This is a genomic window from Lysobacter sp. CA199, assembly GCF_052078715.1.
GTDB lineage: Bacteria > Pseudomonadota > Gammaproteobacteria > Xanthomonadales > Xanthomonadaceae > Lysobacter.
Window position 1 is genome coordinate 281,143 of record NZ_JBQJIL010000007.1, and the last position, 13,654, is coordinate 294,796.

Annotated in this window: 13 protein-coding genes and 1 pseudogene; 10 read left to right on the forward strand and 4 right to left on the reverse strand. The window is 65.8% G+C overall.

The genetic code is table 11. From position 1 onward, the window contains the following. Positions 1 to 81 precede the first annotated feature (81 nt). From ACTOWJ_RS14505 to ACTOWJ_RS14515, 3 genes and pseudogenes are all read left to right on the forward strand, one after another. Entirely contained in the window at positions 82 to 1,557 is a 1,476-nt protein-coding gene (locus tag ACTOWJ_RS14505) for a benzaldehyde dehydrogenase (RefSeq protein ID WP_441335338.1), read from the forward strand. Between the two features lie 78 nt (positions 1,558 to 1,635). Next, on the forward strand, positions 1,636 to 2,814 hold the full coding sequence (gene pobA / locus ACTOWJ_RS14510; RefSeq protein ID WP_441335339.1) for a 4-hydroxybenzoate 3-monooxygenase: 1,179 nt from the start codon (positions 1,636 to 1,638) through the stop codon (positions 2,812 to 2,814). Between the two features lie 166 nt (positions 2,815 to 2,980). Next, positions 2,981 to 3,166 (forward strand): annotated as a pseudogene (locus tag ACTOWJ_RS14515) (CoA-transferase); the annotation flags it as partial. 155 nt (positions 3,167 to 3,321) lie between these two features. On the opposite strand, the gene ACTOWJ_RS14520 reads toward ACTOWJ_RS14515, so the two are convergent. Beyond that, on the reverse strand, positions 3,322 to 4,503 hold the full coding sequence (locus tag ACTOWJ_RS14520) for an alkaline phosphatase family protein (RefSeq protein WP_441335340.1): 1,182 nt from the start codon (positions 4,501 to 4,503) through the stop codon (positions 3,322 to 3,324). Between the two features lie 253 nt (positions 4,504 to 4,756). Between ACTOWJ_RS14520 and ACTOWJ_RS14525 the strand changes: the two genes are divergently transcribed. The 6 genes from ACTOWJ_RS14525 to phnX all read left to right on the forward strand — a co-directional run bounded on the left by ACTOWJ_RS14525 (position 4,757) and on the right by phnX (position 10,451). Further along, the gene (locus ACTOWJ_RS14525; RefSeq protein WP_441335341.1) at positions 4,757 to 5,860 is read left to right on the forward strand and encodes an OprO/OprP family phosphate-selective porin; all 1,104 of its coding nucleotides are present in this window, start codon (positions 4,757 to 4,759) and stop codon (positions 5,858 to 5,860) included. Positions 5,861 to 6,011: 151 nt separating this feature from the next. Continuing rightward, positions 6,012 to 6,860 (forward strand): phosphonate ABC transporter substrate-binding protein, encoded by an 849-nt coding sequence (phnD, locus tag ACTOWJ_RS14530; RefSeq protein ID WP_441335342.1) that lies wholly within the window; start codon positions 6,012 to 6,014, stop codon positions 6,858 to 6,860. A 25-nt stretch (positions 6,861 to 6,885) separates the two neighbouring features. Beyond that, positions 6,886 to 7,710, forward strand: a complete 825-nt coding sequence (gene phnC / locus ACTOWJ_RS14535; protein WP_441335343.1) for a phosphonate ABC transporter ATP-binding protein — start codon at positions 6,886 to 6,888, stop codon at positions 7,708 to 7,710. Next, a complete protein-coding gene (phnE, locus tag ACTOWJ_RS14540; protein WP_441335344.1) occupies positions 7,704 to 8,507 on the forward strand; it encodes a phosphonate ABC transporter, permease protein PhnE in 804 nt (267 codons plus the stop codon). Before phnC ends, phnE begins: the two co-directional genes overlap by 7 nt. Before the next feature lie 16 nt (positions 8,508 to 8,523). After that, positions 8,524 to 9,654, forward strand: a complete 1,131-nt coding sequence (locus ACTOWJ_RS14545) for a phosphonoacetaldehyde reductase (RefSeq protein ID WP_441335345.1) — start codon at positions 8,524 to 8,526, stop codon at positions 9,652 to 9,654. Further along, positions 9,642 to 10,451 (forward strand): phosphonoacetaldehyde hydrolase, encoded by an 810-nt coding sequence (phnX, locus tag ACTOWJ_RS14550; protein ID WP_441335346.1) that lies wholly within the window; start codon positions 9,642 to 9,644, stop codon positions 10,449 to 10,451. The genes ACTOWJ_RS14545 and phnX overlap by 13 nt, the downstream gene beginning before the upstream one ends. Positions 10,452 to 10,502: 51 nt before the next feature. On the opposite strand, the gene ACTOWJ_RS14555 is transcribed toward phnX, so the two are convergent. Beyond that, positions 10,503 to 11,375 carry a LysR substrate-binding domain-containing protein gene (locus ACTOWJ_RS14555; protein WP_441335347.1) on the reverse strand — a complete coding sequence of 291 codons (873 nt, stop codon included), beginning with the start codon at positions 11,373 to 11,375 and terminating at the stop codon, positions 10,503 to 10,505. Positions 11,376 to 11,863: 488 nt separating this feature from the next. Here ACTOWJ_RS14555 and ACTOWJ_RS14560 point away from each other — a divergent pair, with 488 nt between their 5' ends. Next, positions 11,864 to 12,106 (forward strand): hypothetical protein, encoded by a 243-nt coding sequence (locus ACTOWJ_RS14560; RefSeq protein ID WP_441335348.1) that lies wholly within the window; start codon positions 11,864 to 11,866, stop codon positions 12,104 to 12,106. A 112-nt stretch (positions 12,107 to 12,218) separates the two neighbouring features. On the opposite strand, the gene arsB is transcribed toward ACTOWJ_RS14560, so the two are convergent. Both arsB and ACTOWJ_RS14570 read right to left on the reverse strand, forming a co-directional pair. After that, complete coding sequence (arsB, locus tag ACTOWJ_RS14565) at positions 12,219 to 13,244, reverse strand: ACR3 family arsenite efflux transporter (RefSeq protein WP_441335452.1); 1,026 nt, start codon at positions 13,242 to 13,244, stop codon at positions 12,219 to 12,221. 44 nt (positions 13,245 to 13,288) lie between these two features. After that, positions 13,289 to 13,651 carry an ArsR/SmtB family transcription factor gene (locus ACTOWJ_RS14570; RefSeq protein ID WP_441335453.1) on the reverse strand — a complete coding sequence of 121 codons (363 nt, stop codon included), beginning with the start codon at positions 13,649 to 13,651 and terminating at the stop codon, positions 13,289 to 13,291. Positions 13,652 to 13,654 lie beyond the last annotated feature (3 nt).

The window sequence follows — 13,654 nt, forward strand, 5'->3', positions numbered from 1 at the left end:
GCCGCCGCCAGGAGTCTGGAGTCGACCGCGTGCTCCGACTGCACCGTCTGGCCCGATTTCGTCATCCGATGGAGAACGCTCATGACTCAGTCGACAACCTCATCGCTGCTCGACAGCGCCCGTTGGGGCGGACGGATCTTCAACGGCGACTGGCTTGCCGGGCAGGGAGGTCGCTATCAGGTCGTGGAGCCCGCCAGCGGCCGAGTGCTGCATGAAGTCGGCCAAGCCAATCCCGCGGACGTGAGCAATGCGGTGCAGCAAGCGCAACAGGCGCAGCGAGCCTGGGCCGCGACGCCACCGCGCGAGCGCGCCGCGGTGATGCGTCGTGCCGCCGATGCGCTGGAGCGCGAACGCGATGCGCTGGTGTCGTTGGTCGCTCGCGAGAGCGGCGCGATCCAACCCAAGGCCGAGTTCGAACTGGGCGAAGCGATCTCGCTGTTCCATCAAGCGGCCGCGATGCCGTTGCAGGCGCAAGGCCAGGTACTGCCGAGCGTTCCCGGCCGTTTGAGCCTCGCCCGGCGGTTGCCGCTGGGCGTGATCGGTGTGATTTCGCCGTTCAATTTTCCGCTGATTCTGTCGATGCGATCGGTCGCGCCCGCACTGGCGGTCGGAAACGCCGTCGTGCTCAAGCCCGACCCGCGCACGCCCTTCGCGGGCGGCATCGTGATCGCCGCGGCGTTGGAACAGGCCGGGTTGCCCAAGGGGCTGTTGCACGTACTGCCCGGCGGCGCGGACGTAGGCCAGGCACTGGTCGAAGCGCCCGGCGTACCGATGATCGCTTTCACCGGTTCGACCGCGGCAGGACGCAAGATCGGCGAAATCGCCGGGCGCCATCTGAAAAAGGTTTCGCTCGAACTGGGCGGCAAGAACGCGTTGATCGTACTCGAGGATGCGGATCTGGATCAGGCCGCGTCCGCGATCGCCTTCGGGGCTTACTTCCATCAAGGCCAGATCTGCATGGCCACGGGAAGGGTGCTGGTCCATCGCAGCATTGCCGCCGAACTCACCCGTCGTCTGGCCGACAAGGCGCGTCGCCTGCCGGTGGGCGATCCGGCAACCGAGCAGGTCGCGCTCGGGCCGATCATCGATCAGCGGCAACTGCAGCACGTCGACGAGATCGTCCGCTCCTCCATCGCCGCGGGCGCTGTACTGGAAGCCGGCGGCGGTCATCGCGGCTTGTTCTACGACGCGACGGTGCTGTCCAACGTCAAGCCGGGAATGCGCGCGTTCGACGAGGAAATCTTCGGCCCGGTCGCCAATGTCATCGCCTTCGACAGCGACGACGAAGCGGTGGAGCTGGCGAGCCGCACCGAGTACGGACTGTCCGCGGGCATCCTCTCCGCGTCGGTCGGACGCGCGATGGCCTTGGGCGAGCGCCTGCACGTGGGCTTGCTGCATATCAACGATCAGACCGTCGCCGACGAAGGCGTCAACCCGTTCGGCGGCACCGGCGCTTCCGGCAACGGCACCAGCGTCGGCGGGCCGTCCGACTGGGAGCAGTACACGCATTGGCAGTGGGTGACGATCAAGGACCGCATTCCGCAGTACCCGTTCTGATCCCGCCGGGACGCGCAGTCCGTCGTCGCGGCGTTTCGGTTCATCCCAGCGATACCCCGTTCGTGTTCGGGAGAGCGAATGAAAACTCAGGTCGCCATCATCGGCGCCGGCCCGGCCGGCCTGCTGCTAGGTCAGTTGCTGCAGCGCAGCGGCATCGATAACGTCGTCGTCGAACGGCGCAGCCGGGACTACGTGCTGTCGCGCATTCGCGCAGGCGTGCTCGAACAAGGCACGATCGACCTGCTGCGCGCCGCCGGTGTGTCCGCGCGCATGGACCGCGAGGGCATTGTCCATCACGGCTTCGAGCTGGCGTTGGAAGCGCGGCGCGAACGCATCGATCTCAGCGGCCCGACCGGCGGCAGAGCGGTAATGGTCTACGGTCAGACCGAAGTCACGCGCGACCTCATGGCGGCACGCGACGCCGCGGGCGGGGCCAGCGTTTACGAAGCCGATGACGTCGCCTTGCATTCGCTGGAGAGCGAACAGCCATTCGTGGAGTTCAATCGCGATGGCGAGCGCGAGCGTCTGGAATGCGACTATATCGCCGGCTGCGACGGCTACCACGGCGTGAGCCGCGCCTCCATTCCGGCCGGTGTGCTGCGCGAGTACGAACGCGTCTATCCATTCGGCTGGCTCGGCGTGCTTTCCGATACCCCGCCGGTCAGCGAAGAGTTGATCTATGCGCGACACGCCCGGGGGTTCGCCCTGTGCAGCATGCGGTCGGCCACGCGCAGCCGTTATTACCTGCAGGTGCCCGATACCGAGCAAGTCGCGAACTGGTCCGATGAGCGCTTCTGGGACGAGCTGCGCCGTCGCCTGCCGGAAGACGTCGCCGCCGCTTTGATCACCGGGCCCACGATCGAGAAAAGCATCGCGCCGCTGCGCAGCTTCGTGGTCGAACCGATGCAGTACGGGCGTCTTTTCCTCGCCGGCGATGCCGCGCACATCGTTCCTCCCACTGGTGCGAAAGGTTTGAACCTGGCCGCCGGCGACGTCGGTCTGCTGGCTAGCCTGTTGAAGCAGGCGAATGACGAGGGATCCGGCCTGCCGCTGCAGCGCTATTCAGAACGCGTCCTGCGCCGGGTCTGGAAGGCGGAGAGGTTCTCCTGGTGGATGACCTCGATGCTGCATACCTTCCCGGACGAGGACGGGTTCACCCGGCGCATCCGCGAAGCGGAGCTCGACTACCTGCTGGGCAGCGCCGCCGGTCGCGCGACCATCGCCGAAAACTATGCGGGTTTGCCGATGCAGCAATGACGGTGTGGCCGCCGATCGAACATCGCCGGGCCGACCTGCATGCGAACGCGGTAGCGACGAACTGCGAAAATCCGTCCACGCAAGTCCGTTTCGAAACTCTTTGGGCCCTATCATGGCAAGCATCGTTTCCCTGCGCGACGCCGTCGAAAAAGGGTGGCCGCGGTGATCGGCCCTTACGACGCGGCTGCCGGGCGCGGGCGGCGCGCCCGAAATCGCGGGCTCGGCCAAGCAGGTGTTCATCATCATGCGACGGTCCCGGCGCGCATTCGAGGACAAGCTCGATTTCGTCACCACGGTCGAGCACATGGACGGCGGCGATGCGCGCAAGCGCGCCGGACGGGCCGGCGCGGGTATCGAGGCATCTGACTTGAGCGAGCTCGACGGTTGACTACGCGGTTGAAGTTCCTGGGGGGCACTTGCGGTTGTCCCTGTCTCCGGTTCCATATGCTCGATCCGGAGTCCGGGTCCCGTAGCCGCCGCCCAGGAAGGTGGGTGATTGTCGTTACTTTATCGCGTTCCGCAGGACGGCGACTTGGAGCCTGGGCTGGTATTGGCGATACCGAGAAAGTCGAGGATATGCGGTGTCGCACCGTCGATCTGCGTCAACGAGGTCGCGGTCAGATCGCCGCGGCAGTACGCAGTGCGCTGCGGTTGGCCGTAAGTATTGTTGAGCACCAACGGAGTGCTGCGCTCCTGCGCGCTCTGTCCGCCGTGGCCGGTACTCAGCCCGCCATGGTCGGAGGTCAGCACGATCAGCCATTGTTCCTGAGCGTAGTTGGGTCTGCGCACTAGAGCGTCGAGCACCTGCTTGATCTGCGCGTCTTCGGCCAGGATTTTCTGCTGGTAGTTGGCGTTGAGCGGGTCGTAGCAGCAGGCATGGATGTCCGGGTTGTGCAGGTAGTAGAAGATCGCCGTCGGTGCATGGGTCTGCGACAGCCACTGCTTGACCGCGTCGGCGGCACGCCGGGAATCCTTGGCGGCATTGGCGACGACGTAGTCGGCCTGCTTCGGGCGCAGGTTCGCGGTCAGATTGGCCCAATCGGCGACCACCGCGGTGGTCGCGGTCGGATAGGCCTGCTTGATCAGATCGAATACGTGCGGCTTTTTCAGCGGCAGGTTGATGTCGTTGCCGGTCACCCCGTGCTGATCGGCCCAGTAGCCGGTGAACACACTGCCCCAGCCCGGACCGCTGACGGTCGCCTGGCCGCCGCCGGCGAGTACGTTGCCGTGGAAAGCACCGTCGGCGATCAGCGCCGAAATGGTCGGCGGCTTGGCGCATCCCTCGCAGATCAGCGCATCACCGCGCAGGCCGTCGAGGCCGATCAGCAGTACATGCCGATCTCCGGGCACCGGATTAGGCCGTCCGTCCACCGGACCGAGGCTGTAGTGGTCATAGGGATTGCCCGCGTAGTCGGTCTTGAGTCCGCCGATGTCGGCCGCGCGCTTGTCGCTGAGGTCGCACTGGCTCTGGGTCTTGTAGTAATCGAACGAGACGCACCAGTTCGCGCGCGAGGAATCCAGGCACGCGCTGGCGCACTGCTCGGGGGTGACGTTGCCCAGGTGTTCGCGGTTGTAACCGGAGATGGCAGCGTTGGGAGTGAAAGCGAAACGATCCACGGACGCGGCGTTCGTGGCCTGGCCCGTCAGCGCCAGGGTCAGCGTCGCCAGCCACGACAGAGCGATGTTCATCGGAGTTCCTCGCAAGCGGTAAAGGGAGGCGGACCGTGGTTGCGGCCGCCGGTGTACTACACCGACCGCGCATGACAGCGAGCCCGCGCGCTGATTAGGTCGGCGCTAATCACTCATCGGCCGCGCCGAACTCCGCGCAACCGCATCGTCACCGCCCGCGCCGAGCATGGCGCCCCGCTGCAGCCGCCGACCGGCAGCGCCGCATCCGCAGACATCCGCCGCGCCCGACGCGGCTTTCCAGGGGAATACCGACATGACCATGCAGCGACGCTGCGCGCTGGCGTTCGCGCTTTGCGCGATCTTCCCGGCCGCGCACGCCGAGGAATCCGCCTTCACCGTCAGCACCGACGGCGGCCTGAAAGTCACCAGCCGCGACGGCAACGCCACCTTGCAACTAGGCGGCCGCCTGCAGTACGACTACGACGCCACCCGCTCGCGCGACCGCGGCATCGACACCCGCGACTTCGACATGCGCCGCGCGCGCCTGGACGTGCGCGGCCGGGTCGGCGATTGGGGCTACAAGATGCAGTTCAACCTCGCCGAAAGCGATCAGCAGCCCGGCGGCGGCACCGCCGAAGATCTCTACATCACCTACACCGGCTTCGGCCCGAAGGCCCAGTTCACCATCGGCAAGCAACAAGAACCGCTGGGACTGGAACGGGTGACCAGCGACAACGACAACCTGTCGCTGGAGCGCAGCGCAGCCTCGGAGCTGTACACGCCCAACCGCACCTCGGGCGTCAAGTTGCATGGCGCGGGCGAGCGATGGACCTATGCGTTGGGCGTGTTCGAAGCGCGCGGCGACGGCGTCGACGACTTCGGTCGCCGCGCCATCACCGGCCGCGTCACCTACGCGCCCTATCGCGCCGGCGATACCGTGCTGCATGTGGGCGTGAGCGCGACCCGCCGCCAGGGCGATACCGTGGCGCCGGACATCGATACCGCCATCGCCGAAGCCGCGCTGAGCCACGGGCCGCTGTTCGCACAAGGCGAATACTTCGTCAGCGATCGCGGCGGCCGCGATCTGGATGGTTACTACCTGCAACTCGGCTGGGTCCTCACCGGCGAAACCCATCCCTACCAGGACGGCGTGTTCGGCCGCATCAAGCCCGACGGCAAGCGCGGCGCGCTCGAACTCGCCCTGCGCCACGAAGCCGGCGACGGCAACTACGCCGATATCGGCCTGGACAGCAGCCGGCAGATCTTCGACGGACGCCAGACCGCGATCGGATTGAACTGGTACGCCGACCGCAACGCCCGGGTCGGGCTGAGCTACATGCGTGGCGAAGCCCACGACGCCAGCGGACTGCGGCTGCGCGGCAACGAGCTGCGGTTGCGCTTCCAGTACGCATTCTGAGTGCCATTCAGGCAGAAAAAGTCTACTGACTCGGCCGAACCTAATCAGCGCGCGCCCTTTCCTAATCTTGTTTCATTTTCATGTCACGGCGCGCACCGAGACTGGCGCGGCCTTCCAGGCAAGCCGCAACCGCACCCACAAGGTCGATTCCATGAAACCCACGTTCCGATTCGCCGCGATCCTGAGCCTGCTGACGACCTTGCTGCACGCGCCTGCCGCGCTGGCGCTGGACACCCTGAAGATCGCGCTGATTCCCTCCGAGGATTCGCGCGCGATGATCAAGCAGTCGCAGCCCATGCTCGATGCGCTGGGCAAACAGCTAGGGATGAAAGTGCAAAGCTTTGTGGCCACCGACTACAACGGTGTGATCGAAGCGCTGCGTTCGGGCCATGTGGACGTGGCCTATCTGGGGCCGTTTTCGTACGTCAAGGCGGTCGAGGTGGCCAAGGCCGAAGCCTTCGCCGTGGCCGAGACCAGCAAGAACGGTTCGATCGCCTACCACGCCCAGATCATCGTCGGCGCCAAGACCCCGATCCGCACGCTCAAGGATCTCAAGGGCCGCAACTTCGCCTTCGTCGATCCCACCTCCACCTCGGGCTACATCTTTCCGATGATGGGACTCAAGCAGGCCGGCATCGATCCCAAGCGCGATTTCGCCAACGTGGTCTATACCGGCGCGCACGACGCCAACCTGCTCGCGGTCAAGAACGGCCGCGTCGACGCCGCCACCGTGGCCGACCGCATCCTCGCCGAGGCGCAGGCCAAGGGCATGATCGCCGCGACCGACTACCGGGTGATCTGGCGCTCGCCGGCGATTCCCGAATCGCCGATGGTCTGGCGCAAGGACCTGCCGGCCGCCGACAAGGCGCGTATCCGCAAGGCCTTCCTGGCGCTGCGCAACCTGCCGTTCGGCGATCAGGGCCAGGTCAATCGCTACCTGCCCACCGACGACCGCGCCTACGACGTGGTGCGTGCGGCCGCCGCTCAGGTGCGCAAGTGAGCCCCCTCGCCGGCAGGAGCGCGCCATGATCGAAGTGCGCAACCTCAGCAAGCGCTACGGCGACACCCGCGTGCTCGAAGAGGTCAGTCTGCGCGTGGATGCCGGCGAATTCGTGGTGGTGCTCGGCCCCTCCGGCGCCGGTAAATCCACCCTGCTGCGCTGCATCAAGCTGCTGGTCGAACCCGACAGCGGCGAAGTGCGCATCGACGGCGAGCGCTACGCGCTCGGCGACCGGCGCGCGCGCCGGGTGCTGGCGCGACGAGTGGCGATGGTGTTCCAGCAGCACCATCTGGTGCCGCGGTTGTCGGCGCTGAAGAACGTGCTGGTGGCGCGGATGGCGCGGGTGCCGCTGTGGGCCTGCCTGCTGCAGCTGTTTCCGCGCCGCGACGTGGACATCGCGCTCAAGGCCATCGCCCAGGTCGGCCTGACCGACAAGGCCAACGCGCGCGCCGACCGCCTCAGCGGCGGCCAGCAACAACGTGTCGGCATCGCCCGCGCGTTGGCGCAGGAGCCGCAACTGATCTTGGCCGACGAACCGGTGGCCAGTCTGGACCCGCAGACCTCGCGCCAGATCCTGAGCTATATCCGCGACGTCAGCCGCGCCAACGGCATCGCCGTGCTGTGCAACCTGCACCAGATCGACTACGCGATGGAATTCGGCCAGCGCATCATCGGCCTGTGCGGCGGCCGCGTGGTGTTCGACGGTCGCCCGGAAGAACTCACGCCCGAGATCCTCGCGCGGATTTATCCCGGCCTGGAAGACGAGGCCATGGCCAAGCTCGTCCGCGGCAAGGCTGCCGAATTGCGCGAACGCAATCTCTATCCGCAGGCGAGGGTCGCGGCATGTTGAAGAACTATCGATTCGTCTCCCAGCCGCCGCGCGGCCCGCTGGGCTGGTGGTCGCTGCCGCCGGCGTTGCTGGCCGCGACGGCGTTGCTGTGGTGGACCGCGGCCGGTACCGAGTCCGCGCCGGGCAAACTGGTCGAAGGCTTGCCGTGGATCGGCGACTTCCTCGCCCGCATGCTGCCGCCGAATCTGGGCTATATCCACGAGAACCTGCTCGGCCCAGCGTTGCAGACGGTGCAGATCGCCTTGCTCGGCACCGTGCTGTCGGTCGTGTTGGCCGTGCCGGTGAGCCTGATCGCCGCGCGCAATCTCTCGCCCAGCCCCTGGCTCTATCACGCCAGCCGACAGGTGTTGAACCTGCTGCGCGGCATCAACGAGATCATCCTGGCGCTGATTTTCGTCGCCGCGGTGGGACTGGGCCCGTTCGCCGGCGTGCTCGCGCTGGCGCTGCACGGCGCCGGCATGCTCGGCAAGTTCTTCGCCGAAGCCATCGAGGAAGCCGATCCCGGCCCGGCCGAGGCGATGCGCGCGGCCGGTTGCGACACCGCGCGCGTGGTCGCTTTCGGTGTGTTGCCGCAGGTGCTGCCGGCCTGGGTCGGGGTGATCCTGTATCGCTTCGAAGCCAACATCCGCATCTCCACCATCCTCGGCATGGTCGGCGCCGGCGGCATCGGCTTCGAACTCATCACCACGATGAAACTGTTCGAGTACGAGAACACCGCGGCCTGCGTGCTGGTGATCCTCACCCTGGTGTTCGCCACCGACCTGCTCTCGGCCCAGTTGCGCAGTCGCCTGCGCTGATCCAACCGGAATCACGATGTTCACTTATCGCAATCCCGTCGAGCTGATCGCCGGGGAAGGGGCGCTGTCGTCCCTGAAATCGCGGGTGCAGGCTCGCCCGTACGTGTTGCTGACCCACGCCGGGCCGGTCTTTGAGGCATTGGCGGCGGAACTGGAGACCGCTGCAGGACACGCGCCGCTGCTGTGCATCGATACCGTCGCCGACAATCCCGATCTGGATAACCTACGCGAGTTGTGCGCGCAACTGGCCGCGCTGCCGACGCCGCCGCAGTTGCTGATCGCGCTCGGCGGCGGCTCGGTGATCGACGCCTGCAAAGTGCTCAGCGCCACCGGCGGCCGCTTCGACACGCTCGACGCATTGCTGGCCGAACGGGCCGCGCCTCGCGATCCGACCCCGTTCATCGCCGTGCCCACCACCGCCGGCACCGGCAGCGAGGTCACCTGCTGGGCGACGGTCTGGGACCGTCGCAACAACCGCAAGCACTCTCTCGCCCATCCGAGCCTGTATGCGCAAAGCGCGTTGCTGGAGCCGCGTTTCACCGCGAGCCTGCCCGCGGCACTGACCGTCAGCACCGCGCTCGACGCGCTGTCGCATGCGCTGGAAAGCCTGTGGAACCGCAACCGCAATCCAGTCAGCGCGACGTTCGCGATCGCCGCGGCGCGCGCCATCGTGCGGATCTTGCCGGCATCGCTGCGCGCGCCGCGCGATCTGGCGCTGCGCGAGCAACTGCAACTGGCTTCGCTGTATGCAGGTCTGGCCTTTTCCAACACCAAGACCTCGCTCGCGCACAACATCTCCTATCGCATTACCCTGGAAAAGGGCGTCAGCCACGGCATCGCCTGCAGCATCACCTTGCCGATGCTGGTGCGTGCGATCGGCGACGGCGAACCGCTGGCCGCCGATATCGAGCGTATATTCGACGCGCCGCCCGCGCTGGCCGCGCAACGGTTGGAAGCGTTCTTCGCCGAGTTGGGCGTCGCCACCGACCCACGCCGCTACGGCTACTCTCCGCAACAATGGCAGGCGCTGGTGCGCGAGTCCGCCGAAGGACAACGCGGACGGAATTTCAGCGGCGACCTCGGCCGGCTCAGCCGGCTCTACGACGAATTCTTCCACTCCAACGGCATTCCCTCATGGCAAAGCTAGAAGCAGTGATCCTCGATTGGGCCGGCACCACGGTCGATTTCGGTTCCTTCGCCCCCACCACCATCTTCGTCGAAGCCTTCGCCCAGGCCTTCGGATTCGCGTTGAGCCTGGAGGAAGCGCGCGGCCCGATGGGGCTGGGCAAGTGGGACCACATCCGCGCGCTCGGCGATACGCCGGCGATCGCCGCACGCTGGGCCTCGCAGTTCGGCGCGCCGATGAGCGACGCCGACGTCGACGGCATCTATCGCGCCTTCATGCCCTTGCAGATCGCCAAGGTCGCCGACCACGCCGACCTGATACCCGGTACGCTCGAAACGGTGGCCTGGCTGCGCGAGCGCGGGATCAAGATCGGCTCGTGTTCGGGTTACCCGCGCGAAGTCATGGACGTGTTGATCGAAGCGGCGGCGCAGCGCGGCTTCAAGCCCGATCACGTGGTCGCCGCCGGCGAGGTCGCCGCCGGCTCGCGTCCCGGGCCGTGGATGGCGCTGCAGAACGTTATCGCGCTCGGCATCGGCGACGTCGCCGGCTGCGTCAAGGTCGACGACTCCGCCCCCGGCATCCATGAAGGCCGCCGCGCCGGCATGTGGACGGTGGGATTGAGCCTGTCGGGCAACGAATCGGGCTTGACCTTGCCGCAGTTTCTCGCCGCCGACGCGAATCACCGCGCGCGCGTGCGCCGGCGCGCTTCGGTCAACCTGGCCGCGGCCGGTGCGCACTGCATCGTCGACACCATCGCCGAGTTGCCCGAGGCCTTGCTGCAGATCCAAGCGCGCATCGCACGCGGCGAGCGTCCCTGATCGAAGCTCCGTGGCGGCCTGTGACGCCGCCGCCACGGGCCGCTTCGCGATTCAACGCCGACGGATGAGTTCGATCAGCGTCTTCACCAGCGGCGAACCCAATTGCTTGTTGAGCACCACCAGGCAACTGTCGGCCTGCAGATCCTGGCCGAGTATTTTCTTGGTCACGATGCGCTCGTGCGGAGTGTGCTCATCCTCGGCCACCACCGACACGCCCAGTCCCTGCGCCACCGCTTCGCGCACCGACTCGCGGCTGCCCAGCTCGTAGGCGATGCGCGGCTCCACACCCGCCTTGGCCAGGCCGGCCAAAAACAGCTTGCGGGTCAGCGAGCCCGGCTCGCGGATCAGGAGTTCATGGCCGGCGAAATCCGCCAGCCCCAATGCCGGCTTCGCGCATAGCGCGTGACCGACCGGGAGCAGCGCCATCAACTCGTAACGGTAGAAGTGGATCGCCTGTTGTCCGGGGCGACTGTCGCCGGGCACGAAGAACCCGACATCGACCGATTCGTCGTCGATCAGCTGCTGCGCCTTGTCCGAAGCGACGAAGCTGACATTGACCTTGATATTCGGATACAGCACCCGGAATTCGCGGATCAGGTTGGAGGCGCGCACGGGGTTGACCGCGACCACGTTGAACTCCCCGGTCTGCGCGGCGCTGTGCGAGAGCAGGATGAATTCGGCTTCGGGCACCTGGTCGAGCGCGGCGCGCATCGGCCCGAGCAGAGCCAGGCCGGTGTCGGTGAGGCGGTTGTTCTCGCGCTGACGCTGAAACAGCTTGGTGCCGTAAGCCTCTTCGATTCCGGCGATCTGGCCGACGATGGTCGGCTGCGATACTTCCAGATGCTCGGCCGCGGCTTTGAAGCTGCGGTGCTGGGCCAGCGCGCAGAATGCGCGGATCTGCGGCAGTGTCAATCCTGGCTTCATACGGTCAATGGTCGAATTTTATTCCTTGTACCATCGATTTGTTGCGTGCGTATCGCGGCGCGACGATGCGCGGACCCATCGAGGCGATTAAATTGCGGCCTCAATCCCGGCCCCTGGCGTCCCGCCCGAGGACAAACCAGCGACGGTACTGTTCCAGCGCTCGATAAGCCGCGTTCCTGCGGGTGATGGAGTAAAATCACGAGACTTCATGGAGCGCAGAAATGGCCGTAAGAAATGCTGACGGGCAAGACATTCCGCGGATGGTTGAGTTGTCGGAGGCAAAGCGCGGAAGTTATGAGGCGCATTCCGAGGTCTTCTGGCGCAAGGCCGAACACTCTGCCCAACTTTAAGCCGGTTTTTTCGAAGAACTTCTGAAGCAGCCGGATTGGATACTGCTCGTAAACGACAACGGCAGCTCTATCGATGGCTTCATCATTGGCCGGGTCATGCCCGCGCCTCCGGTCTACAATCCGGGAGGAAAAGCATGCTTGATCGACGACTTCATGGTGGCGTCGCCCGATCTTTGGGGGTCGGTAGGTATCGCATTGCGTGATGAGGTCGAGACGCGAGCGCGACAAGCGGGGGCGGTTGTATCCGTGACGGTGTCGGGTGCGCACGACGTGGCCAAGCGCGCAGCGTTACTGAGTTCAGGCGCGCGCTTGACCTCGGAATGGTATGTGAACGTTATCGATCCTTCACCGGCGGTAGCCCCGATTGAGGATGCGATATAGCTTTTTCCTCAACAGGCGCCTGCCGAAATAGTCAGCTGGTTGCGAGCTTGGCGGTCGCCGTTTGTTCGTCTGCGCCGTCGGCAAGGTGCGTGCGCCGATGCATGTGAGACGATCAGGCGCGTGCGCCATACCAGCCCTTGGACGAGTTGACGATGCGCACCACTGAAAGCATCACAGGCACTTCAACCAGTACACCCACCACCGTCGCCAGCGCGGCGCCGGAATGCACACCGAAGATGCCCACGGCCGCGGCGACTGCGAGTTCGAAGAAGTTGCTGGCTCCGATCAGCGCCGACGGACCTGCCACGCTGTGGGCGACTCCGAGCTTGCGGTTGAGCCAGTACGAGACGCCGGAATTGAAGTACACCTGGATCAGGATCGGCACCGCGAGCATCGCGATGATCGCCGGCCGCGCCACGATCTGCTTGCCCTGGAAGCCGAACAACAGCACCAGCATCAGCAGCAACGAAGCGAGTGATATCGGCCCCAGGCGCTTAAGGAGTGTCTGCAGGGCTGCGTCGCCGCCCCGCGCGAGCACTGCCTTGCGCACGATCGCCGCGATCATCACCGGCACTACGATGTACAGACCCACCGACAGCATCAACGTCGACCACGGCACCGTGATCGAAGAAATCCCCAACAGCAGCCCAACGATGGGCGCGAACGCGATCACCATGATCAGATCGTTGAGCGCGACCTGACTCAAGGTGAACTCCGGGTCGCCATCGCACAGGCTGCTCCAGACGAAGACCATCGCCGTGCACGGCGCCGCGGCCAGCAGGATCAGGCCGGCGACATAAGAGTCGAGCTGTTCGGCGGGCAAGTAGTCGGCGAATACGTGGCGGATGAATATCCAAGCAAGCAACGCCATCGAAAACGGCTTGACTGCCCAGTTGACGAACAAGGTGACGCCGATGCCGCGCCAATGCCGTTTCACCTGTCCCATTGCGGCGTAGTCGATCTTCAGCAGCATCGGGATGATCATCAGCCAGATGAGCGCGGCCACCGGTAGATTGACTTTGGCGATCTCCGCCGCGCCAAGCGTCGCGAACACTCCGGGGCAGAGATAGCCAAGGCCGGTGCCGACGACGATACAGGCGAGCACCCACCAGGTGAGATTGCGCTCAAAGGCGCTCATCCTGCGCGACAGCGGTCGATCGGCGGACGCCTGTGCCATCGAACTCATGGCGTGACCGCTTCCTTGCGCTTGGCTGCCTTCGTCGGCGCAGGAACGCACGTTGCCGGCGCGCATTGCGTTGCATCGCCTCCGCAGCAATTGCGGGTGAGGAATTCGATCAGGCCATTCATTGCGTCGAAGTTCGCGCGATAGTTGACGTAGCGTCCCCGGGCCTCGCCTTGAATCAAACCGGCAGCGACCAACTCCTTCAGATGGAAGGACAGCGTGGCGCCCGGCAGCGACAGCGCTTCGGCCAACTCGCCGGCCATGCGGCCGCCCGGACCGGCCTCGACCAGTTGTCGGAAGATCGCTAGCCGCGAGGCGTGCCCAAGGGCGGCGAGGGACTGGGTTGCTTCTTTTATTTCCATTAA

Bases quoted from the DNA above. Each gene is read 5' to 3' on its own strand.
- arsB (WP_441335452.1), bottom strand. From the start codon at position 13,244: ATGAGCGCCTTTGAGCGCAATCTCACCTGGTGGGTGCTCGCCTGTATC.
- phnD (WP_441335342.1), top strand. From the start codon at position 6,012: ATGAAACCCACGTTCCGATTCGCCGCGATCCTGAGCCTGCTGACGACC.
- phnE (WP_441335344.1), top strand. From the start codon at position 7,704: ATGTTGAAGAACTATCGATTCGTCTCCCAGCCGCCGCGCGGCCCGCTG.
- ACTOWJ_RS14570 (WP_441335453.1), bottom strand. From the start codon at position 13,651: ATGGAAATAAAAGAAGCAACCCAGTCCCTCGCCGCCCTTGGGCACGCC.
- pobA (WP_441335339.1), top strand. From the start codon at position 1,636: ATGAAAACTCAGGTCGCCATCATCGGCGCCGGCCCGGCCGGCCTGCTG.
- ACTOWJ_RS14525 (WP_441335341.1), top strand. From the start codon at position 4,757: ATGACCATGCAGCGACGCTGCGCGCTGGCGTTCGCGCTTTGCGCGATC.
- phnX (WP_441335346.1), top strand. From the start codon at position 9,642: ATGGCAAAGCTAGAAGCAGTGATCCTCGATTGGGCCGGCACCACGGTC.
- ACTOWJ_RS14545 (WP_441335345.1), top strand. From the start codon at position 8,524: ATGTTCACTTATCGCAATCCCGTCGAGCTGATCGCCGGGGAAGGGGCG.
- ACTOWJ_RS14520 (WP_441335340.1), bottom strand. From the start codon at position 4,503: ATGAACATCGCTCTGTCGTGGCTGGCGACGCTGACCCTGGCGCTGACG.
- ACTOWJ_RS14505 (WP_441335338.1), top strand. From the start codon at position 82: ATGACTCAGTCGACAACCTCATCGCTGCTCGACAGCGCCCGTTGGGGC.
- ACTOWJ_RS14555 (WP_441335347.1), bottom strand. From the start codon at position 11,375: ATGAAGCCAGGATTGACACTGCCGCAGATCCGCGCATTCTGCGCGCTG.
- phnC (WP_441335343.1), top strand. From the start codon at position 6,886: ATGATCGAAGTGCGCAACCTCAGCAAGCGCTACGGCGACACCCGCGTG.